The organism is Cyclobacterium sp. (genome assembly GCF_014762705.1).
Classification (GTDB): Bacteria; Bacteroidota; Bacteroidia; order Cytophagales; family Cyclobacteriaceae; genus Cyclobacterium.
In genome coordinates, this window is the sequence record NZ_JABURL010000097.1 from 34,128 (window position 1) to 57,790 (window position 23,663).

Consider the following 23,663-nt stretch of genomic DNA (forward strand, 5'->3'; position numbering starts at 1 on the left):
TCCATTCTTATTCCACCTCCTGTAGACCTCCAATTTCAGGTGTTTGAAAGGTAAAATACGTTTGCATCACCTTTTGTGCCATTTTATGTTGGGGGGTAAAATCAGGGCTGCGGTTTCTGGATTCCGGATACCATTTCCAGAAATACACCCCCTGAAACCAGGGTTGGTGCCATACAGATTCAAAAAAAGCGGTATAACAGCGCGCTTGCATTTCTTCTGATAAGATGGCATTTTTCCTTTCATTTGGCCAAACCCATGGAGCATCTGCCGCATCATTGGTATTACAATAACCCAACTCGGTGAATAAAATGGGTTTTTGGTAAAGCAGATTCACCTTTTCCAGATCAGGTATAATTCTTTTCCATCCCTGTGAAAGTTGATCCAAAGTTGGATTTTCACCAGCTGCCAGGGGAAAATAGGCCTGAACACCAATGTAGTCCAGCGCATCCCAAAATTTTACGGATTCATACTCTGTGAAATTTGCCGCATAGGTTAACTTTCCAGCGTATACCTCCTTTACCGCAGCTATGATTTCCCGCCAATCGTTTTCCCGGTGACTGGTTTTTTCCAATTCTGTACCTACACAAAATAAAGGAAGCTTTCTCTGCTCAGCAAGGTTGGCATAATACAAAATGAATGATTTGTAATTGTCAAACCAGATTTGCCAATCGGTTTCCGTTGTCATGGCGATTTCACCGGGCCAGGATCCGCGCACCCAAATGTGTGGTTTTAAAATACTGATCAGGCCCTGGTTTTGGGCCGTATCAATGGTAGCCACCAGGCCATCGCTGCTTTCTCCCCACCAGATCTTTTCTGTATGGGTTTCCCACCTGATTGAAGGCTCCGATGTATGGCTCTGCCAGCCAAAAGGGGTTTGGGAAATGTGGCTAACCCCGGTAGCGGTTAAGTTCAGCATCTCTCCTCCCTGCAAAGGATTCCTGCTGCCCACCCAACAAACACCTCGATGTTTGCTTTCTTCAAAATTGGCAAAATTCTCGGGTTTTTTGGTAGTGTTACAATTGATACAAGTCAAAAGTACCCCCAAAACCACCAACAGTCCCATACATTTGTTTCCCTCGAATAACATGTTTATTTCTTTTGGTACAAGATAAAAAGAAAACTACTGATCATCAGCAAGTAAACCCAACTAAATGGCAAGGCCATCAATACCAGCAATTGACTTATGGATTCCAAAAGCTGTTCTTTCCCCACAAAAATCGTGGCCACGGTAAAAAGAACCAAAATCAACCCCCAGGCCAGCAGATTTCTCCTCCTGGGTTCCATATTTCCATTGTCAGCAAACATCCCCAGTACAAAAATGGCTGAATCTATGGAGGTTATAAGAAAGGTAAACACCAGGATCAGGCCCAGCATTTTGATCAGCCCTGCCAGTGGAAGGCTGTCAAAGAAAACAAAAATGGAACCATACAAAGAATCAAACTGACCTTCATAAAGCTCCGGATGGCCTATCAATTCAAAAGCCTGAGACCCGAAAACCGTAAACCACAAGAAGGTACCTAAGCTGGGTACAAGCAGCACACCAAAAATAAATTCGCGAAAAGTGCGGCCTTTAGAAATCCTGGCAATAAAAACACCTGTAAAGGGAGCCCAGGATAGCCAAAACGCCCAATAAAAAAATGTCCAGTCCATCAAAAAGTCCTGGCCTACTTTCATGGAGCCGAAATTGATGCTCATGGGTAAAAAATCTTTGATATAGCTTAAAGATGCTGCAAAAAAATTACCAAAAACACTTAAAATATCTCCTGCCAACCAGGTGAAAAATAGTAAAAACAAAGCCAGTGCAATATTAAACCTGGATAAATTGCGGATACCATTGCTTAAACCTGTAAAAGCAGAAAGCGTAGCAAGAGAGCCTAGAAAGACCACCACATAAGCATTATTGGTGTAATTGACTTCCAGCATTCCGAAAAGCTGCCGGAATCCGGCCAGCAATTGCCTGCTACCCAATCCCACAGCACCTACCACACCAAACAAGGTACTGATGATGGTGATCACATCTATAGGAACAATCAACCAGGGTTTCTGGTATTTGCCATGCAAAACAGATGAACTAAGCATTAATCTCCCCCTACCATACACCAGGTATCCTATGATCAGCCCAAACATGCCATAAAAAGCCCAGGGTGTAAGACCCCAATGGAAAAAGGTGTATTCAAGAGCAAATATTTCGGGTGAAAGTTCAGACGCCCTGGGGGCTTGGGTATAATAAAATACAGGTTCCTGAATCGCACGCAACATCAAACCGGCACCCATTCCGGTACTGTAGAGCATGGCTACCCAGGAAAACCAGCCATAGGCCACTGGCCCCTCTCCCAATTTTGATTTTCCCAATGGGGATACCGCAATACCCAACAATACCAAAACTATAAGCAGGCCCAGGTAGAGATAGTAGGTTCCGAAATAATATAAAGTAAAATTTGCGGCCTCCTTAATCCATGTTTTGAATCCCACGGGAAAACTGAAAGCCATAAATAAAAAAACCAGGCAGGCCAGCAGGGATGTCAGATAAGTGGATTTGCTAGTAGGCATCAATGAGACAAGTCAAATTTGATAAAATCGAGCATGAAGGGATCATCATACAATAGGATGATTATAGTGACGAGATTCTCCCGGTTAAGGATCAGGACAGGTTATGTGTCAAATAAAAACAACTATTAACACATGAAATCGGGCATTACGAGTACGTCACACACTGATATGATTATTAAGCATGCGAGATTCCATGTGACCATTAAGAAACAACTTTTAACACATGAAATATACTATACAATTTCTTCCCTACCCTCCATACATTCCAAATTTTTTTACCTTATGAGGCATTGTCATGATTCATTCGGAAACGGAAAAGTCTAATTTTTTTAAACCTTCCTGGATTTCCGGAGCCTGCATAAACAATTCCCAGCCCAAACCGGACCGGTAGTTTTCTATCATGGCAACGATGGGTCCCTGATCAATGGCCAGGTAACGTTTGGGGTACCAATCTTCTTCCGGGCTCAGGGCATCGTAAAACCCATACCGGCCAAAAGTCTTCTCCCCGTAATTGTAATAGAGGTTTTTGAGGACTTCCATGCTTTCTTTTGGCGTATAAGGAATGGATGAAAGTGCCGCTGTTGGCGAAATAACACCGATATCGTTACCTGGCCGGTGGGCTGAATACCCTATGGTAGAATAACTGGCAGTAAGCCCCCATAAATCTGAACCATAGCCTTTAAACCCTGCTTCATTCTCCAAACACCACTGCCGGTTGATCAGGCTATGGTTACGGTTATGCTCCCAATAATCAGCATACCTGTCTTTTAGTCCTTTTGGATTCAATCCCAGGTAAGAATAGTGCGCCCAAAACAAGGGACCTCCGTAATCCGGGGATCCATTATGTAAAAGAGGCAGGGAATAACCAAATGCCTCACTTTCGTTTTGAATGGCTCCCCCACGAGCCCAACCCTGGTGATATACCTGCTCTGATACGGCATGCGTAGGAGAAGATGCTGCTAAAACATAAGTGATCAGACACTCATCATACCCCCGGATAGCAAAGTTTTTTTGCCATCCAAAATTCGGAGACCAATGCCAATAAAGCACCTCCTGCCCACCCTGTGTATGCCAGTCCCATTGCATTTCTTTCCACAAAACGTCTATTTTGTCAGCCAGGGCTTTTTCCCTTTCATTTCCTTGCTTGTAATATTCCCTTACTGCAAGTAAGCCTTGCATCAAAAAAGCCGACTCGACCAGGTCCGCCCCATCATCATCCTGACCAAAGGGTTTTACTTTGCCAGTCTTTCCATGGATCCAATGGGACCAAATGCCATGAAACCGATCTGCATTCCCCAAAAAGTCTACTATCTTTTCAAAACGGGCAAGGCCTTTTTCCCGGCTGATCCATTCCCTTTCCAAACCAGCAAGCAAGGCGAAGAGTCCAAAACCAGTCCCTCCTGTGGTCACTACATTTTGGTCGTCTTGAGGGTATACCCCATCCATATGAATTCTTTCCCTGGCCATTCCCGAATTTGGTTCAGCACCCTCCCAAAAATACCGGAATGTATAGTATTGAACCATGTCCAGCAATTCCTCTTCAGTCATGGTCCGTGTTTCTACGGCCACTTCCCCGATCACCCGGGATTCTTCTCCCAGCACCGCTTCGATTTTATACTGCAAGCCCAGGTTTTTTCCCAGATCATTCACAAAATCCAGGTAAAGCGTATCTGATAGCTCCGCCCTTTTGGAGTAATCACCATCTTCTTTTCGGACATAAATCTCATATTTATCCGCCTGCTCAACGGGATTCCAACTCAATTCTACATGCCGGTCATAGGCATTCGATTTTATCCCGTTGGGGGAATGGGCTTTTTGCTTGCAGGAATATCCGGCTAGCAACAGCATAATAATCGCGCAATAGGGAAATAATTTCATGATTTTGGGTTTAGTGCTATTCATAAGTAAAATCTAATTTTTCCAGGCCGGATTGGATATCTTTATTTTGCATAAAATGATTCCAAAGTAAACCTGTCCGGTAATTTTCAATCATTATTACAATAGGCCCCTGATCAATGGCCAGGTAATCCCTTGCAAACCATTGCTTGGTTAGGTCAAATGCATCCAAAAAACCCATTTCTCCCCAAAGTCTGTCCCCTAGCTGATAATAGAAATATTCCAGGGCTTCCATGGATTCTCTGGGTGTATAAGGCATAGAAGATAAGGCTGCCGTAGGAGTGATCACACCCAGGTCCCGGGTAGGTGAATGCGCTGCATACCCTCCTGGATTATCACTTGCAGTCAATCCCCAGGATTCGGCTCCGTAACCCACAAAGGATTGAGGATTTTGGATACAATGCGCCCTATTGATCAGGCTATGCATCCGGTTCTGCTCCCAATAATCTGCATACCTGTCAGCCAGATTCCTGGGATCCAGCCCCAAAAAAGAATAGTGGGCAAAAAACAGTGGACCTCCCCTTTCCTGTCCAAGGGGAAGGATGAAACCATTGTAAGACTGCCCATTTTGGATGGCTCCATTTCTGGCCCAACCTTCATGATAAACTTCAGCCTCAATGGGATGGGTGGGAGAAGCCGCTGCTAAAATATATACGATCAAAGCTTCGTTGTAACCAGAAACGGGCAGATTCATGGCCCATTCCTGATCAGGTGACCAATGCCAGAATAACCGGTTCTGACCTCCTCTGGTGTACCAATCCCATTCAACCTCCTCCCAAAGTTGGGTAATTTGATCCTGTAGCAACTTTTCTTCACTCCTGCTGCCATCAAGGTAACTGCTAATGGTTAAAAGCCCTTGCATCAATAAAGCCGTTTCTACCAAATCCCCTCCATTGTCCAGTGTGCTGAAAGGAATGGTTTTTCCTGTATTACCATTCATCCAATGGGGCCAGACACCATGAAAACGATCTGCTCCCTGAAGAAAATCAAGTATTCTTGACAACCTGCTCAGTCCTTGTTCCCTACTGATAAAGCCCCTTTCCATTCCTACCACAAGGGCCATGATGCCGAATCCGGAACCACCAGTGGTAACCAGGTCACCGGAGCTACTTCTTTCCCTTGCCATGCCACTTACCGGATGCGCAAAATCCCAGAAATACCTAAAGGTCTGAGATTGAACTTTATCCAACAGCGTATTTTCATCCAACAAGGGAAATTTTGGTTCAGCTGCCGTATCAGTATAAAAAGTGAGTTCAAATCCTTCCACATCAATCTCAGTGTCCGGATGCTGATCTTCAGACAGGGTAAAGGTAAATTGTCTCAAGTCTTTCAAGGGTTCCTGGGACCGGATTTGGTAATGAAGAGAATCTTTGACATGGATTACCTGTACAGGGAGCTGTCCCTCTTCCTTTTCATCAAGTTGAATGTTTTCTTGCTTCAAAACTACTTTACCGGAAAAATGCAGGTCAAGTTGAAAATCAAGTGCTGCCCCAACCCAATTCCTGCCACCAAGATGATCTGCACCCTGTAGGACAAATGACTGTACCGAAACTGCACCAAAAAGAGTGGTAAATACAAGCTCCCCGCCTGCATATACTTGTCCATTCTCACCGGTTAATCCCGAATGAATTTCCAGCTTGTAGGTAGTTCCCGGTTTAAGCAATCCTACCGGAAGCAGCCTGATGGTCTGCGATTCGTCCAGAAAATTGGTATTGAAAGGGACTTCCTCTCCGGAATCCATATCCGTTAATAGCAGGTTTTTGGAAACGGAATTTAAAGACAGGGGGAAATTAAAATATAAATGAATGGCCTGATCAACGGGGATACCGGTCAAGGGTTCTATTCCTTGAATTTCCATTTCACCAATGGTTATCTTGGTCAATTCCAAAACCGGAAAGGCCTTCTCTTCCGGTTGGCAAGACCAAAAGATTAATGAAGATAAAAGTAAGAGAACCCAATATTTCATCTTTTTATAATTGTTTCTTAGAGGTCATATGGAATCTCGCATACTTAATGATCATTCCATTGAGTGAGCTTCCTTTCAGGTTCAAATCTTGGAGAAAAAAACAGCAGAAGGAATTCCTTCTGCTGTTCAACATTTGCATTAATTATTTCAATTTGCCTCTTCCATCATTATGGATTGTATTTCAGACTGACTGATAACCCGGTTAAAAATCCTTAATTCATCCAATTGACTTGAGGTAGACAAATGGCCCCAACCGGCAAACCGCGGTGCGCCTGAGGCTACCGAAAGGATATCACAACCAGACCAGTCTATTCCCGGAAAGCTCCCCTGGCTGACCACTTCCCCATTGATATAAACGATACATTGGTCAGAGGAAATGGTAAAGGCTATGTGATTCCAGGCATCTGAAGACGGATCAATATCTGCCGCTGCTCCTCCATCAAACCAGTTTTCACCCGACCCATTGCCTACATTCAATTTAAAACGCTGCATTCCTCCTGCATTTTCCCTGAAAAGCCTGAATCCGGAAGTCCGGTTATTCATGGCGGTTGGGTTGGCTTCGTCTGGAGGCCCCATCACCAAAAGGCCAGCACGGTCGGCCGTACCATTCAATTTGTACCAAAAAACCGCACTGAATTCTTCAGAATGAAGATTTTCCGCCTCATAAGTCAGATATGCATCCGGACTACCGGAGTAGGCCCTTCCAGAAATACCATCTGTAAATCCAGGTGATCCGGATACATTGGCATTCTGGATCTGAACCAATTCAGTATAATCACCATCAAATGGTAAATAAAATACCTCGTCTTCATAAATGGGTTGGTAAGGCTCGATTTTTTCAAATACCACCGAAGTATTGGTTTCCTTCCCGGAAAGGTCCATGGCAATGACATCCAACTGGTGTTCTCCATTTGTCAGGTTATCGTATTCAAAGGAACCCAGAAATCGCCTGTAATCTTTGAAGTCCTCAAACCTGGCAATCTCCTGTCCATCCAGTTCAACCGCCACCCATTCGATTTCAATATCGTCTACAACCTCAAGGTCGATCTCTATGGAAGTAACATCTTCTGTAACCCGAATCTGGGTACCATCCGTTGGATAGTTCAAAGTAATTTCGGGAGATTCACTGTCTGCTCCCGGTTCAACAAATTCAATATCGTCAATATAGCCATCTGTACAGGCAGTGAGGCAAAAGGCCACAATTACCAGCAGGCTGATCCATTTATTTAACATCTTGGAATATATTTTATGTTTCAAATCATTCTTCGTTTGCTGCCTCGCGTATTTGAGGTAGGATGTCTTGTTGCTCCAGCGGGTAAGGCAGAAACCTATCTCCTTCGCTAAAGGTCCTGCCGCCATAATTCAGTTCTGAAGTGCGGTCATACCTGATCAGGTCAAAATACCTTATCCCCCATTCCATGGCAAATTCGGCATATTTTTCATCCAATACGGCATCCAGATCCACGGAGGAAAGGTTATTCAACCCAGCCCTGGCCCTTACCAGATTTACAGCTTCTTCTGCTGACAAGACCTGACTACTGGCTCCATTGACCAGAGCTTCTGCATGCAAAAGCAGTATTTCAGCATACCGGATACAGGTGAAATTCTTGTTTTCCCCATAAGTAAACCTTCCGGGGGTCAACTGAGTGGAAGGAAGGTAATGCTTACCGCTCAGGAATTGATACCGGGGGTGATTGTTAAACACATCTCCGTCGGGACTTACATTGGAAACCCAATCCGGTAAATTTTCATAGGCGGCATCAGATTGAATTTCAGCTATTCCGTCTGGGGTAAATAATACAGAAGTGGTAAGACGCTCCTGTTCATTTCTGTCCAGCATAAACTTAACGTATTTATTGGAGGGTTCGAAAAACCCCCAACCTCCCCCTGCTCCAGAAACGGCAGGTGTCCAGCTGGCGGGGCCGAAAAAATCCCAGAGGTAGCGGGTACGTGTTCCGCTGGCCTGACCAAAATCAGAATATTGCAACTCCAGCAAATTTTCATCATTCAGCTTTCCGGAAATTTTAAAAAGCTGATAAAAATCCGGTTCCAGGGTAAATAAGTCACTCCCGATGATTTCCTCCGTAGCAGCTACCACTGCAGTGTGGTTGTTCAGCTCCATATTGGCCCTGGCCTTAACGGCCAATGCTGTGTAGCGGGTCACCCCTCCCCTTACCTCAGACCTTTGGTTGGGACGAACACTTGGTAAATCCGGGATAGCCGCATCCATTTCCATGGAAATGTGTTGCATTACGGTTTGAAAATCGGACAACTCCACATTAAACAAATGGCTTGGCTCGGACGCATTGGGTATAAGCACTGATCCCCAGAGTTTGGCCAGATACATCAATTCAAAAGCTCTCATGACCCTGATTTCTGCAATGTATTGCCTCGCATTGGCTTCATTGGCACCGGCCTCCCTGTACTTTTCGATTTCTTCCATGGCACCATGCCAGTACAGAAGATCAGAATACAAATTGAGCCAGGTGGAATTGTACATCCAAAAATTCCTGTCATACCGAAACTCGTCCGTTTCTGTTAGGGGAAACTGATCCCCAGCCGCATTAACGTCATCGCCCCGAACACTTATTAAGGGAAAAGTTTCCCATTGCAAACTATACAATTCGCCATAAGCGCCGTACAAAAGCAAAACCATGTTTTCAGATTGAGAATAATCTGTATCTTCAGCAATGAACTCATTTTCCAATGGCTCATCCAGCACATCAGTACAAGCCGGTCCCATGAGGATTGCTGAAAAGACCAGAAACAGCACGAAAATATATTTATAGGTATTCATCTTCATCTTCATTTAAAGTTTAATATTCAGACCAACGGTATAGATGGCCGGGATAGGGTATACCTGCCGGTCAATACCATTTGCCACTTCGGGATTAAAACCGTTGTAATTAAACATCGTTAAGGGCCGCTCTGCAGTAAGGGTGAATCTGGTCTCAGGCATTGTAGTACCGAAAACCTCTTTATCCGCAAGGGTATAGGAAAGCCGTACATTTTGAATCCTGAAATAGGAACCGTCTTCCACAAAATAATTGCTCAGATTTTGGTTCCAGCCCTTTCGCAAGCCTGCGGCTGAGGGGTAGCGATTGGATGTACCCTCGCCTCTCCAGAGGTTATTGGCAAGTTCGGCATCCAAATTGGTATCATTGGTGAAAATGATTTCTCCCCGTTTCCGGTTTAGGATTTTATAGCCGGATTGCCCTTGAAAGAGGGCTGAAAAATCCAGGTTTCTATAACGGAACCCGGCATTAAAACCATAAGTCAGACTGGGCAAAAAAGATCCCAGTACCACCCGGTCCTGGTCATTGACTATACCGTCCTCGTTTTGATCCCTGAAAATCAAATCGCCAGGCTGCAGGTTATTGTCGTTGATAAATTCCTGCGTGTAACCGTAGGAATTTATTTGTTCCTGAGATTGAAAGACCCCATCCGTCTCATATCCGAAGAAAGCCTGGTAGGGTTGACCAATAATGGACCTTTGTCTGAACTCTGCTGAGCCTGCATCCAGGCCTTCTGCCCCGCCCAATCCCAGAACGATGTTTTTAAGCGTTCCAAAATTCCCACCAAAATAATAGGAGAAATTGGTAGTCAGGTTATCCTCCCAATTGGCCGCCACTTCCAGGCCCTGATTCCGGATTTCACCCACACTTCTCCTTTCGCTGGCACGGATTACCGGAGGGATAATGCTCACCGCAAGGTTTCGTGTATCTCTGATAAAATAGTCCGCTTCTATAGAAAGTCTTTCCCTGAACATACGGGCATTCAGACCAAAATTTCTTTCTACCGTTGTTTCCCACTGCTCTATCAAATCAAAGGTTGGATCCAACCGCCGACCAATGACCAATACTCCATCAATGGCAGCATTATTTTCCACCAGAACCGGGGCGCCTACGGATGGGCTGATACCATCATTACCCAATTCACCCCATGATCCGCGAAGTTTTAAGAAATTAATCGCATCTACATTAAAGAAGGCTTCTTCTGTAAGCACCCATCCTGCACCAATAGTGGCAAAATTACCCCATTTGTTTTGGAATTTATTGTTTCCATCGCGCCGGAAAGTACCATACAAGAGATAGCGGTCATCGTAATTATAGGCCACACGGGAAAAGTAAGACTGAAAAAACAAACGTGATCCTCCATCACCAATACCATTGAGGTCAAAATCAGTCGCATTATTCAGGTACCAGAACTGTTCCTGGTCCCTGTCCGGATTGGGATTGATATTTTCCCCCCTGGCAAACAAAGCTTCATTGGTTTCGCTCCTGTAGGATTGTCCCAAAACGACCGTCAGGTTATGCCCGTCAAAATTGTTTTGGTAAGTAAGGAAATTATCCCAAATCTGATCATAACGGTTGAAGGTTCTCCTGTTGATGGACGATTGCCGCTCAGTTACCCCATCGTTATAGGCAAAGCCAACGTTTCTGCTGGTTACGGTTTCCAGGTTGTAATTATAAGAAGTCTTGAAGGTCAGGTTATTGGGAATAATTTCCAACTCAGCATAAAAGTTACCCAGAATTTTCGCAATCTTGTTTTTGTTGTCAGAATATAAAAGGCTGTAAAAGGGATTTTGATTGCCCCTATATCCGATTTGCTGGGCATTAGAGAGTTGATAGGGCTGGGCATTTTCGTTTTGCTCATCATACACCGGAATGATGGGTACCGCAAAATAAGATCTGAACCAAGCCCCATTGTCCCCATTGTACTGCTCTCCTGTACTGACATTCAGGTTACCACCTACACTGATCCAATCCTTAAGATCAGCATCCAATTTTACCCTGAAGTTCATCCGCTTATAGCTGTTACGGGTATCTTTCATCAGGCCCTGCTGGTCGAAATAACTACCTCCCACGGAGTATCGGGTCCTTTCACTCCCTCCATTGATAGAAAGGGTGTGGTTTTGAATGGTAGCTGGCTGCATCATTTCAGCATACCAATCTGTATTCACATCCGGCAAACTGGGATCAATGCGGCTTCTTCCATACCGCTGAATGGCATTTTGAACAAAAGCAATATCCGGGGCAGATCCTGTCTCGTTGATGTACCCGACAAACTGTTGGGTATTGGCCATTTTTAAAATATTTTGCGGGTTTTGAATCCCATAATAACCATCATAGACAATTTCCGGCTCCTGATTGTAGCTGCCGGACTTGGTTTCTATGACCACTACACCGTTTGCAGCCCTTACCCCGTAAATGGCAGATGCGGATGCATCTTTTAAGACGGATATGGTTTCAATATCGTTTGGATTGAGAAAATCAATATTATCGAAAAACATGCCATCTACCACATAAAGGGGAGCTGCTCCACCTTCGAAAGAACCAACACCTCTCACACGGACGGTAGGAGAAGCACCGGGGGCCCCGTTGCTGACGATTTGTACCCCGGCCACACGGCCCTGAAGCGCTTGCATGGCTTGAGAATTAGGCGTTTTGATGATATCATCAGATTTTACAGTGGTAATGGCAGAAGTAAGGTCCTTTTCCCTTTGGGTACCGTACCCAACTACCACAACCTCCTCGAGATTTTGCGAGTCTTCAGAAAACACCACATTAATTTGGCTCCGGCCATTGACATTCACTTCCTGGGTTTCAAAACCTATAAAAGAAAAAACCAGTGTCGCCTCGGAGGAGCTGACCGTTAATTCATAATTACCGTCCATGTCGGATACGGTTCCGTTGCTGGTGTTTTTTTCGAGAATATTCACTCCCGGAACCGATTCTCCTGTAGGATCAGTAATATTTCCAGATACAGAAATTTGTTGGGCGAAGGCACTTGAGCCAGCCAGGCTTATCATCCACAGAAAAAAGCCCAGGCTCCATCCCAATTTTGTTGGAATTTTGGGTTTAAAATATCCCTTGCTGTAAGTAAAAGGAATTTTCATACATCAGTTAAGTTAGGTAGTAATTAATAATTTAATCGGAAATCTGACTATTGGTATTTCCTCCGAAAAGGTAATCTAAAGACTTAAAAACATCTGAATCCCACTAAAAAATATTGGAAATGCTGTCCTCAAAAATGGGAAAAATTAACCGTTATTTTCCAGATTAATAACATAAGAATCATTGTTAATTTGATTTAAACAGGATTTTTAAAAATAAATATCCAATGTACTTATCAAACTTTTATATACCTACCCAAATGGGTGTCAAAAAATTTTATTCGAAATATTCTAATTAAAAATATCAGGTAGATAAGGGTTGCAAAAGTATCAGTTCCTCCCAACTCAAACTACCCTCTTCAACTGCTTGCATTTTTTGATTTACCTTCTTCCGAAAAGCCCAAATTGTATTCCGGCCTAAATCAAGTACTTCTGACAATTCATCAAGGGTCATCTTGTCCTTTACTGCCAGGGAAGCATAAAGGATATAAAATGCCTTTTCAAGAGGGAATTTAATACCATGAAAAATCGTACCAGCTGTTGCGGAATCAATGTGTCCGCAATGGGTGCATCTCCGTGAAAACCATTTTGGGCCTTTTCCGAATTTGGTTTTGCCGCATTGTCTGCACGAAAAACCTTTTCCCCATTTGAGGTCTTCCAAATACCGGTAACAGGCCGATTGATCTGGGAAAATATTGGCGAATTCTTCCCGGGAAAGGGATTGCTGAGAAATTCGTGCCTTGTAAGAATCCCTGATGGAACTTTTTAATTTCCAATTGTCTTTGTCCAGTAGGGCATTTATTCTTTTGATCTCCCTATCCTTATCCTGCAATTGCCGGTTATAATGTTCGAGTAAACGGTTTTTTTCCTCCAATTCGGTAGTTCTGTCCTTTACCTTTGTTTCCAATTCCAGGTTTACCCTCTCCTTCAAGGCTATATTTTCTTTGTATTGATTCAAGGAACGCTTTAATGCTTTATCCCGTATTTCTTTCATAATTCGGATCCTGTCTCCCAGAGCAAAAGACAACAAGACCATCTCAACCAAAAAAGCAAAATGAAGGCTATAGTAAACGATGATATGGTGTGGTATAATGGCGTAACTTGCCAGGACTTTTACCAATACTCCAGAAAACAAAACACCGTAGGCCATCACAAAAAATCGCGCTGCCTGAAAATTCCTTGACAACAAAAAAATGCCGGTAGAAAATATCAGTAGGAAAGGAATCAGATCAAAAAAGGAAATTTCAAAATAGGATTTATCAATCAACAGGCCTGTCATGAAAATCATGGATTTGAAAAACAATGAAAACCAAAGCAAATAATGAAAGGTTTTAGCCCTTCTACGGGTGTTTAAAAAGCGGATGGTAAACAGGACTGCCCAAAAAACAATAAAAAAACTAAATACACCATTCACAATAAAGTTCAATTCCGGCACCTGGGGCCAAAAATATTGGAAACCTATCCCATCCAAACTCATGGCGTAAAATCCCACGCTCAGCAAGTATAAAATATAATAGATATATTTCATTTCCCTTACGGCCAGAAAAATAAGGAAATTGTAAAAGGCAATGATGAGAATCATGCCATAAAACAATCCATATAGAAAATATTCACTAAGGGCATAATGAATAAACCGGTGAAGTGAACGAACCGCGATGCGGACATCGGCCTTCTGCGTGGAATTGATCTTAAAGTAAAAATTTTCAATTCTATCTAACTGGTTAGGGATTTCAAGTTGAAAATTTTTATGGTAGAAAAGTCGGTTGTTAAAGGGGAGGTCGTCCCCCATCAATCGCCGTTGATACATCCCGTTTTCATCCGGAAAATAGGCTTCTATCTTATCTATACTTTGATCATAAAACTCCAGCAACCACTTTTTTTCGCTATCTGGAAAATTGGCTATAGAGAGTTTAACCCAATAAGTATGACTGGTATTGAAATCATTTTTACTGAAATTTGCATCGATTTTAAAATATTGCTGGAACTCCTCTTTGATGATGTCTTCAAATACCAGGGTGCCGGTTGTATCTTCAAAAAATTCAAGCTGATCTATGGCATATATTCTCTCATTCCAGTTGTCATCTATGGCTAATGTTGCCTCCCCTGAAATGCGCTGACTAATCCCGGATTCAGGAAATAGGAAAAAAAACATGAGGAGACAAATTTTCACAAAGAAAACCCTCCACAAAATAAATTGCCTGTTCATACCAGCACCTCTTTCTCAATTAACCAAATCCAGCTAAAAATCGGTTCCAATTTTAGAAACCAACTAAAAAAGAATAAAATTCATGCCAGCAATTGTCCCAAAGCCTAATTACCGTAAAATCCACCTGCTAAACCAATCATTTCGCCATCTCCTGGGTTTTACCTGCTCCTCGTCCATTTCGTAAGGAAGTACCCAGACCTGGCCTGCACTGTTGCCAAAATAAAGTTGGCTTTTACTGAATTCATTTGGATTTCCATCCGCCCAGAAATAATAAAAAGGATCCTGACCATCAACTACTTTTCTGATGTAGTTATGGTTTCTTTGGCTCCCCCTGGTTAAAGTTTTTGATTTAACCCACTTGCCTCCACCATCATTGCTGTTCCACATTTCTACCTCTCCACCAGCTCCCCATTCCTGTGGGCTGTCAGTCGTTGGACCAATTACCATCCAGTCATCCCCTGCCACCCAAAGACTTCCCATGTCATAGTTTTGATCCGATTCGGTAATGACATGGTCTTCCCATGAATTACCGTTCCAATGAACCACATGCCACTTCCTGCTCCCATTTTCAGGACCGGGTTGATGCCCTATTCCTTCCACATACAAAGCAATAGGATTACCTTCGGAATCAAAATTCACATCCTTTAAATACACATTCCTTTTTTGGCTGAAATACTCCATTACCAGCCCGGAGGAAGTCAAATTCACTACCGGAATTGCTACTTTGTTTCCTTGCACATCAGTCCATGTTTCTCCAAAATCAGTGGTTTGAAAATAGTATAAATTGGTTCTGAGGTCTACATTTCCATTGGGATGCCAATTGCAGAAGAAACCAATTTTATTACCGCTTTGACCACTAATCTGGTAATGCCCGCTATTGTCGTCACCATTTCTTTTTATGGCTACCAACTTTTGATCAGGAGACCAATTCATTCCATCGGCACTTGTTTCAAAATACAGCTCCCTAATGCCCGTATATTTGGTGAATAAATTGAGAAACCCCATTTCCGGAATATATTTGGGCTGAGGATAGGTCATTTCTTCCTCCGAAATCAGGTCAAAAGCATCAATTTTGTAGGGTTCCCTGCTTTTGTATTTAAAGCCCATCCTTCTTCTCCCTCTACCACTTACAAAAACCCATATATGACCCTCACTATCTAGTGACAGGCTGGGGTTGTCATGGGGATCATCCACCCCCATTTTATCATGAACGATCACAGGTTTGCTCACCATTCCTGTTTCATGATCAAACATGCCTACCATACACAAAAGGTGTTTCTCACTTTCAGACCTGGTGCCCCCGTATACAAAAAAAGTCCGGTTGACCTCCGGCGCATGGATGGCAAGGGGAATATGCTTTGCAGTGTAAGTACCCAGGCCACCTGAGTATTTGTCTCCATAGGTGGAAAATTGACCCAGAGTAAACCAAATACCTTTGTACCCATCAACAGTGGGGAATTTCTCCTGAGCAACCAATGGTTGCCCAAAAGAAAACAAAATAAAAAATAAGTTGGAAAGGATAAATTGGGTATGTCGCTTCATGAGTTATTTTTTCAGTGAAGCACAAAAATAAATAAATTGTTGGATAATAATATCAGTTCATTTGAACCAGAAATTGGCAACCAGACTTATAATTTGAATTTTTCTTTAAATTGACTGAAATCCTGAATACTGAATGGTTTTACCCAAAAATCAACCACTCGTTTATATTTATTAGCTTTGCGTTTGTCTGCAGCTTCAATGGAAGAAGTAATGATGATCACCTCAATGTTTTGAGAAAGGTTCATGGCATCCAAAGTGTCCAAAACATCCCATCCTGATAAACCAGGCATATTGATGTCTAGAAACATGAGATAATCCTCATCAGGTAATGCATTGTCCGCAAGAAAACCTACAAGATCCTCTCCATTGTTGAAAGAGGTCACCTCATGGGTTATCCCGGCCTTTTCCATCAGTTTCTTCTGCAACAAGATAACAATGGGATCATCATCTACCAATAATATTTTCACTTTTAACCATTTAGCTTTAATATCTTTAACTTAAAAAGAGCAATAAATACAATTTAACATGCTGAAAGGGCAATTGAAACAAAACAATTATTTGACATACATATTTATATATTTAAAATACATTTTTTCAAATGTAAAACAAGTAAAAGGATTTAAAAATTAATTGCGCTAATATTTTCCGGAAATTTCTCCAAATCCATTTTATATGATATAAAATATTTATATGTTAATAAAAAAAGCCATTAACCGGAAGTTAATGGCTTTGCTAAATACTTTCATAACCTTAAAAGTGGGTAAAGAACGATAATCAAATCTCAAACATTTTTTGATAATGCGGAATATTCGCCAAAATCCCACCACTTTTTTGGTAAAATTCGGGACCTGTAGGGTACACACCATCTTTGGTTTGTACCCAGGGTGCATTTGCCATCGGATGGTAGCCAAGCATTTGATCCCAGTTTTTATAGTATTGGTGCCCATTTGTTTCCTGAAGACCCAGGTTCATGTCTGGAAAAGGAGCCAGCCTGGCAGCCACGTTTTTGTTCCAATCTACCAAAATGGGATTAACAGTAAGGTCGGCACAGAAACAAGGAACCTGCTTCTCATAGGCTGCCTGCACAATTTTCATCGTCATGCTCATTGTTTTGGCAATGGCCTTAACCGCAATGGCCGAATACCCCTGTTCAATTCTTTGCAGGGCATCTTCCACCGTATGAGCACTTTCATCGGCAGCAATGCGTACTCCGAGGTCCCCCACATAGGTAGGATTATCCTCTCCAAAAGGTTCCTCGATTACCGCTATTTGTTCGAAGGCACCAATTTTTTTAGCATGGTCCAGAAACCTTTCCAGGGTTTCTTTCTTTTCGTAGCGCTCGTTCACATCAAAATAATAGGGAATTTTTCCGTTTTTGGTATAGGGTGTCTCAAGATGGCCCAGGGTTTTATGTACAGCCGTCAAAAATTCAATGTCCTTGGCAAGCATTTCCTTTTGGGTTCCCGCTGCCCCTGTCTTCAGTTTCATGATGAAATGTCCCTTATCTGCTGCTGCCTGTATGTCTTCGATAGATGCACCCACACTAAAAGAAGGAATGCTGGCCACCTTGTCATGTTTGTGGGATAATCCTGGCTTATAGGCATCAGGAATCATTTCATCAAAGGTTTTCATTCCATTTTCAGCGCCAAAAAGGAGCCAGGCAGCATTGTCCACAGGTACCAATGCATTTAATGCAAAGGTTTTTTTCAGGTCGGGATTATTTGTTATTTTTTTCCCATATGCATATACCTCGGGAAATATATCTTCCAATAAGGTCACAGGGTCCACAAAACTATTTCCTTTAATAATCTGCAAGGCTCTTTCTGTCATGGCGTACATCAGGGCATTCCCTCCAGTGGTGGAATGCGACTGAAATACAGCCTTATCAGACCACAAAGTCCCTTGCGTACCTATACCAATTTTCTCCATCCCGCTCTCAGACCGCATCAGTGCCAGGGTCTGCCATGCCTCTGTGATGGCGCTACCTTTAAACCGGTAAGGGTATAAGGGTTCCCTTTCAAAGTTAGAATCAGTATGGGTAACTTTAATCGTTTTCATCATTTTAAAATTTTTATCAGGTGTTCCCAGACTTATGGAAGGAGAAATGCCCAAACTTCCGGCGGCCAGGGCTAAACCGGACCGGCTTAAAAATGTACGTCTGCTCCATACTTGATTGTTGTTCAATTTCATGGGTTTTTGGGGATTTGGTTAAGCGTATACCAGGATTCTGAGGACCATAATGACTCACCTTCACTGCTTTTCAATGCTTCTGCAAGCTTGAAATAAATGACATGTTGCGGCTTTAGACCTGGAATACTCAGATAAAGTTTCTTTCTATCGGAAGACCATTCCATTTTCTCGGGGATCAGTTCTACCTGATCAAGCTTTGGCCCGCCATAGGAGGCTGTAGGTTTATACCTCCACTGTTCCAAATGTATCATCTCTCTATTGAAGTTGCTCAGGGCTACGGGACTTGTGAATTCAATCTCAAAACCATCGGGCTTTGCCCTTATTGCCAACATTTCAAAAGTATTTTTACCATTATATTTGATTTTTTCCAGCCCGAACTGGTTTTCTTTCCAACTCCAGCCTCCTACCATACCTACTTCTCCTACATATAATGCACCGTCTGGCCCCCATACCAATCGATTCACCCCTGCAGTGAATCCCTGGGAAAACCGGAATACGGCACCCTGGTATTGTCCGTTTATTTTCTCCAGAAAATCCCGCTTGATTCCTCCGTGTGTAACATCCCCATGCAGCATCTGGCCTTTATAAGGGCCATCTTTCATCAATACAGGCTCCGAAGGGGAATTACCGATTTCCTTGTCGGGCAGCCAAATCGCAGGAGGTGCCATGGCAGGCGGGTCTTTTTCCTCTGCTGCCGAAAGTCCCCAGGCCATGCCGTTATAGGCTCCTTTTTGCACATGCAACAGTTTGTTGGCGGGCAGCCACTGACCCTGGTTGTCCGTTACAAAAAGCTCCGCATCCATTCCCAGACCTATCCCATTTGGCGTTCTTAGGCCATAATCCACCTGTTCGTAGCTACCATCCCTGCTAATTTTCAATGTCCTGCCCCTGTCGGGTAACTGCCTTTCGTTGGCCATCAGGCGCATGGCCATGGACAAGGTGATGTAAAAATGATTATCCTTATGCACCAATCCGAAGGCAAATTCATGGAAGTCATCTGTCACCCCCCAGGAATCACAAATCACCCGGTATTCATCAATGATGGCATCGCCGTTATGATCAATCAATTGGGTCAATTCATGCTTTTGCAAGACAAATATCTCTCCATCAACTACTTCTAAACCAAGTGGCTCCGCCAGACCCTCGGCTATGCGTTTGACGGATACCGCTGCAGGATCATCCTCCAAAACCCCATCAAGCAGGTAAAGTCCTCCTATCGAATCCCAGGTGCTGACCAATAAGCCGCCATCCGGTAAAAAAGCCAAACCCCCAACTCTGGGTTGAAAGTTTTCGTCATGCAGTGTAGTTAACTCATAGCTTGGATGTACCCCCTCCAACGGCGCACCATGACCCGGGTTAAGCTTCTCTTCCTCTGCTTTTGAAGAAACGACTTGTCCTACCTGAAGCTGCTGTTTATCAACGGGTTCCTTTGGTTTGAAAGTAAAAATATAATCCAAAATGGTTTTTATCTCCTTTTCGGCCAGGTCGGGATGTGGATTCATCGGGGTATCCCCCCAGACACCTGCTCCACCTTCTTGTATTTTTTTGGCAAGCAAAGCGTAGGTCTCCTTGCCTTTGGAATATTGGGAAGCAATTTGCTCAAATGAAGGCCCGACCATGGCATTGTATTCCTCATGGCAGGTATAGCAGTCGCTATTCTCCATCCATAAAATGCCCAAATGATCATAACTATCCCCAACTGCCGGCGGTTCCTGAACTGGTAATTCTTTGAAATAATCTGTAATATTGCTTCCATCCTGGATAGCATGTCGCTCCAGGCCGTTTTCACTAACCAACTCAATGGAGACGGCAGGGGGCTGACCATTCAAACTGAAAGATCTTTCAAAACCGGGTTTGCCACTAGCATCCCGCTTAAATTCGGGGCTTTCCTGCAGGGAAATAAGAGTTCCATCGTTGAGCAAAAATTCAAGATTGAGGGTGATTTTATTGTCCAGAAGCAAATAACCCTTGTATTGCAGGTCAAATGGAATTTCCTGTCCATTTTTCGAAATAACCCATTTTCCAGGCAATTCGTTTTCTTCATAATAGGCGGTTCCCCAACTGCTGGGCTGTATGTTTTTTTTGTTTGTAAATACGGTTCCTTCCATCAAAATCCCCCCTTTCCAAACCTTATAAAGCTGACCTGTGGACAAATCATAGGCAGCGTAACAGGCTGAATCCAGTGCAAGGCTAAGCATTCGGGGTTTTCTATCCAAAACTGAACGGAAGGCCCAGGGATCCCTGGGCCGCTCGGGAGTTTCACTGCTTGTGGGCTGACAAGCGGACAGGGCCAGGCCAAGTAAGGCTACGATAAAAAGATGACAGCTTCTAAACATCATTTATTTGAAAATCAACACTAATAAACTTTTTGGAATCAGAAAGGCCCCTTTTCAGTTGTTTTCAAGGCATTGTCACCGCCTGGCATGGTTCCTCTAATTCTTTCAATATCGAGTGCTTTTCCTGTTTCTTTGTCATACCAGTCCGGGCTAAGGTTTTGTGGCAGGGAATCATCTGTTTCCTCAACCCATTGATTCAGCACCCTTCTTAAATGATCCAATGCAAATTCAGCCTCTGCTGTGGCTGCCCTGTTTAGCCATAGTCCCGGATCTTCCCTGAGGAAGTAAAGTTCTTCATGCGGTCTGGGAGAAGCAAAAACATCTGCCTGAACCGGATTGAGGTTACCTTCATCCCTTTGCCGCTTCAAGTCTGCAAAAGCATCGCTGGCATTGGAATCTGCAGGACCGGGATTACTGGATTGAGGCCGGTTGTTTCGTATAAACAGGAAATCCTTGCTTCTGACCATCCTTTCATGGGCTTCATGGTCATGCCAGTTATGTTCGGCAAATACATAGTTTCTGAAAGGTAAGCCGGGATTATGCAAAAGGGGTAAGAAACTTTTTCCCTGAAAATTATCTCCTATTGCTACTCCTGCCAAATCCAGAAAGGTGGGTGCCAGATCGATGCTACTGACCAAACTTTCCGAAACCTGTCCTCCTTTCGATATACCTTTGGGCCACCTTACAATCAAGGGAGATTTGATCCCGGAATCTATTAGCCTGGTCTTGCTTCGGGGAAAAGGCCTGCCATTGTCTGATAATACTACTATAATGGTATTTTCCAATACCCCTTGTTTATCCAGTTCCTTTTCCACCTTTCCAATATAATCGTCAAAGCGGGCAATTTCATCGTAATATTGTGCCAAATCCGCTCTGGTAGCTTCGGCATTAACCAAATGTTTGGGTACATCAACACTGCTTTTGTCATGAGAGCCGGAAAAGTCATTGGTTCCCCAGGGCCGGTGGGCGTCCAGTGAAGCCAACCAAAGAAAGAAGGGCTTATCTTTAGGTCTTTCCTGCAGCAAAGGAACCCATTGTGCTTCTCCACCATCCCCTATTTGCGGCCCTTTATCATAAATGATATCAAAACCTCTCCTTGGTGCAGGGCCCATGTGCCATTTTCCAGATTGGCCTGTAAAGTATCCGGCCTCTTGCAATAATTCAGGAAAAGTAAGGATGGATTCCGGTAAAGGTGTATGCAATTCAGCTGCACCGGTATTGTGCGGGTACCTGCCTGAGATGATGCTGCAGCGGCTGGGACTGCAGGAGCTGGTGGTCAGGTAAAAATTAGAAAACATCAACCCTTCTTCTGCCATCCTGTCAATATTGGGAGATTTGACCTGAGTGTTTCCTGTTGCCCCCAGGTCTTCATACCCGATATCATCTGCAATGATCATGATGATATTGGGTCTTGGGTCTTGTGCCCATGCAGCAGAAAAGCCATGGTCAAGCAGGAAAATAAATACCAATAGATATAACTGCTTCATTCCTTAAAATCTTTTTCGTAGTCCGAATCGTTAACCCAGCCGGTATTGAAGGATTCGCCCTCCATAAATCTGGAGTAAAAATCCCTTTGGTTTTCCTGGGCATATTCATAATTATCAAATATGTCGCCATTGCCAAACATACGTGGGTCATCCTGCTCCTTTAATTGATTCACCATCTGATCAGCCAGGTTGTCTTTTATATTTTGGTATTCAGGGTGCAGGGCCAGGTTATTCAGGCATAAGGGGTCCTTCTGCCGGTCGTACAATTCTTCAGCTGCTCTTTTTCCAAAAGACAGGTTCCAGAAATGCATGTCGCCTTCCACCCTTCTTTGGTTAAGGATTACGGTCTTTGTGGGACTACCGTCCGTATTGAGATAGCCCGTTTCCGGATTTCCTGCCGGCCAGCGGTTGGTTTCAAAGTTTTGAATATAGGTGTATTCCTCCGTCACTATCCCCCTGATGGGATAGCCCTGATCATCTGGCCTACCGATATCATGACGCTCCTTACCTATCAATATCCTGCTTCTGGAAGGGTCCGTTTTACCGGATGCATCGGTATTAAATATTGGAACCAGGCTTTTGCCACTCATGATTGCCATGCCCGAACTGTCCGGGTGAATTTCGGCCAATTCCAGGAATGTTGGTGAAAAATCCGTAAAATTGACAAAATCATCGATTACCCTGCCGGGATTCTGAATGCCCTTGCCCCACATAATGGCCAGGGGCAAATGGTTGGAAAGTTCATAGGCCTGACCCTTTACCCGTGGAAAGGGCATGCCATTATCTGCCGTTACAATGACCAGGGTATTGTCCAATTCACCTCTTCTTTCCAATTCTTCCAACATGTCCATCAGGTGCCTGTCAAAATATTCCGTTTCAAAGGCGTAATCCAATAAATCATTCCTCACCGAATCATTATCAGGCCAAAATGAGGGAACCTGATCAATCATGTCCAATGACTTACCTCCCAGAGCCACACCTGAACCAAATTCATAAGCCCTGTGGGGCTCAGTAGATCCATACCAAAAGTAAAAGGGTTCCTCCTCCGGTTTCTCATCGAGAAACTTTTTAAAATTGCCCGCATAATCCACCCGGCTTATTTGCTCAGTAGGTGGATCCAATACCAGATCACTAAACCTGGGTCCGGTAAGCCTTCTGGGCTCACCATTTCTTTCTCCGGCATTCCCGGGTGCCCATCCTTTACCGGTAAATCCGGTAAAATAGCCGTTCTCTCCCAATACCTCTACATGAGATAAAAATTTGGAGGGGAAAAAAGGCACATGGTTGGCTGCTTCTTCCAATTGCCAGGAATTCCTTCCTGTTAGGATAATCGATCTGGAAGGAGAGCATTTGGCATTGGGCGTATAGGCCCTGGTAAACAACAAACCTTCATTGGCAACCCTGTCAAACCCAGGAGTATTGATCCAATCTGTACCGTATGCACCCATATGCGGATAGGACAAATCATCTGCAATGGCAAAAAGTATATTGGGTCTTTTGGGTTCTTCCTCCCGGGTCTGGCAGGCCAGGGGGAGGATAAAAAGAAATAATAGAAACTTGTTCAGGTTTTTTTTACTTAACATCCTGGTTGGAT

At 43.6% G+C, this 23,663-nt stretch carries 14 protein-coding genes; all 14 read right to left on the bottom strand.

What is annotated here, in order from left to right; genetic code table 11:
- Nucleotides 1-7 precede the first annotated feature (7 nt).
- The 14 genes from HUJ21_RS19440 to HUJ21_RS19505 all read right to left on the bottom strand — a co-directional run bounded on the left by HUJ21_RS19440 (nt 8) and on the right by HUJ21_RS19505 (nt 23,652).
- Nucleotides 8-1,087 carry a hypothetical protein gene (locus tag HUJ21_RS19440; protein WP_291372187.1) on the bottom strand — a complete coding sequence of 360 codons (1,080 nt, stop codon included), beginning with the start codon at nt 1,085-1,087 and terminating at the stop codon, nt 8-10.
- A gap of 2 nt (nt 1,088-1,089) precedes the next feature.
- Entirely contained in the window at nt 1,090-2,550 is a 1,461-nt protein-coding gene (locus tag HUJ21_RS19445; RefSeq protein ID WP_291372188.1) for a BCCT family transporter, read from the bottom strand.
- A 300-nt stretch (nt 2,551-2,850) separates the two neighbouring features.
- The gene (locus HUJ21_RS19450; protein WP_291372189.1) at nt 2,851-4,428 is read right to left on the bottom strand and encodes a glucoamylase family protein; all 1,578 of its coding nucleotides are present in this window, start codon (nt 4,426-4,428) and stop codon (nt 2,851-2,853) included.
- Nucleotides 4,429-4,444: 16 nt separating this feature from the next.
- Nucleotides 4,445-6,412, bottom strand: coding sequence for a glucoamylase family protein (locus HUJ21_RS19455; protein ID WP_291372190.1), 1,968 nt, complete (start codon nt 6,410-6,412; stop codon nt 4,445-4,447).
- Nucleotides 6,413-6,559: 147 nt separating this feature from the next.
- Nucleotides 6,560-7,645 (bottom strand): LamG domain-containing protein, encoded by a 1,086-nt coding sequence (locus HUJ21_RS19460; RefSeq protein ID WP_291372191.1) that lies wholly within the window; start codon nt 7,643-7,645, stop codon nt 6,560-6,562.
- Between the two features lie 25 nt (nt 7,646-7,670).
- The gene (locus tag HUJ21_RS19465) at nt 7,671-9,209 is read right to left on the bottom strand and encodes a RagB/SusD family nutrient uptake outer membrane protein (protein WP_366483748.1); all 1,539 of its coding nucleotides are present in this window, start codon (nt 9,207-9,209) and stop codon (nt 7,671-7,673) included.
- Nucleotides 9,210-9,221: 12 nt separating this feature from the next.
- Nucleotides 9,222-12,311 carry a TonB-dependent receptor gene (locus tag HUJ21_RS19470; protein ID WP_291372193.1) on the bottom strand — a complete coding sequence of 1,030 codons (3,090 nt, stop codon included), beginning with the start codon at nt 12,309-12,311 and terminating at the stop codon, nt 9,222-9,224.
- A 301-nt stretch (nt 12,312-12,612) separates the two neighbouring features.
- Nucleotides 12,613-14,460: a 7TM diverse intracellular signaling domain-containing protein gene (locus tag HUJ21_RS19475; protein ID WP_291372194.1), complete on the bottom strand. Its 1,848-nt coding sequence runs from the start codon at nt 14,458-14,460 to the stop codon at nt 12,613-12,615.
- Between the two features lie 162 nt (nt 14,461-14,622).
- Entirely contained in the window at nt 14,623-16,056 is a 1,434-nt protein-coding gene (locus HUJ21_RS19480) for a BNR-4 repeat-containing protein (RefSeq protein ID WP_291372195.1), read from the bottom strand.
- Nucleotides 16,057-16,142: 86 nt separating this feature from the next.
- Nucleotides 16,143-16,523 carry a response regulator gene (locus HUJ21_RS19485; protein ID WP_291372196.1) on the bottom strand — a complete coding sequence of 127 codons (381 nt, stop codon included), beginning with the start codon at nt 16,521-16,523 and terminating at the stop codon, nt 16,143-16,145.
- Nucleotides 16,524-16,830: 307 nt separating this feature from the next.
- The gene (locus tag HUJ21_RS19490; RefSeq protein WP_291372197.1) at nt 16,831-18,246 is read right to left on the bottom strand and encodes an enolase C-terminal domain-like protein; all 1,416 of its coding nucleotides are present in this window, start codon (nt 18,244-18,246) and stop codon (nt 16,831-16,833) included.
- Nucleotides 18,243-20,585, bottom strand: coding sequence for a cytochrome C (locus HUJ21_RS19495; protein WP_291372198.1), 2,343 nt, complete (start codon nt 20,583-20,585; stop codon nt 18,243-18,245). The genes HUJ21_RS19490 and HUJ21_RS19495 overlap by 4 nt, the downstream gene beginning before the upstream one ends.
- 35 nt (nt 20,586-20,620) lie before the next feature.
- A complete protein-coding gene (locus HUJ21_RS19500) occupies nt 20,621-22,069 on the bottom strand; it encodes a sulfatase (RefSeq protein ID WP_291372199.1) in 1,449 nt (482 codons plus the stop codon).
- Entirely contained in the window at nt 22,066-23,652 is a 1,587-nt protein-coding gene (locus tag HUJ21_RS19505; RefSeq protein WP_291372200.1) for a sulfatase, read from the bottom strand. The genes HUJ21_RS19500 and HUJ21_RS19505 overlap by 4 nt, the downstream gene beginning before the upstream one ends.
- Between the last annotated feature and the right edge of the window lie 11 nt (nt 23,653-23,663).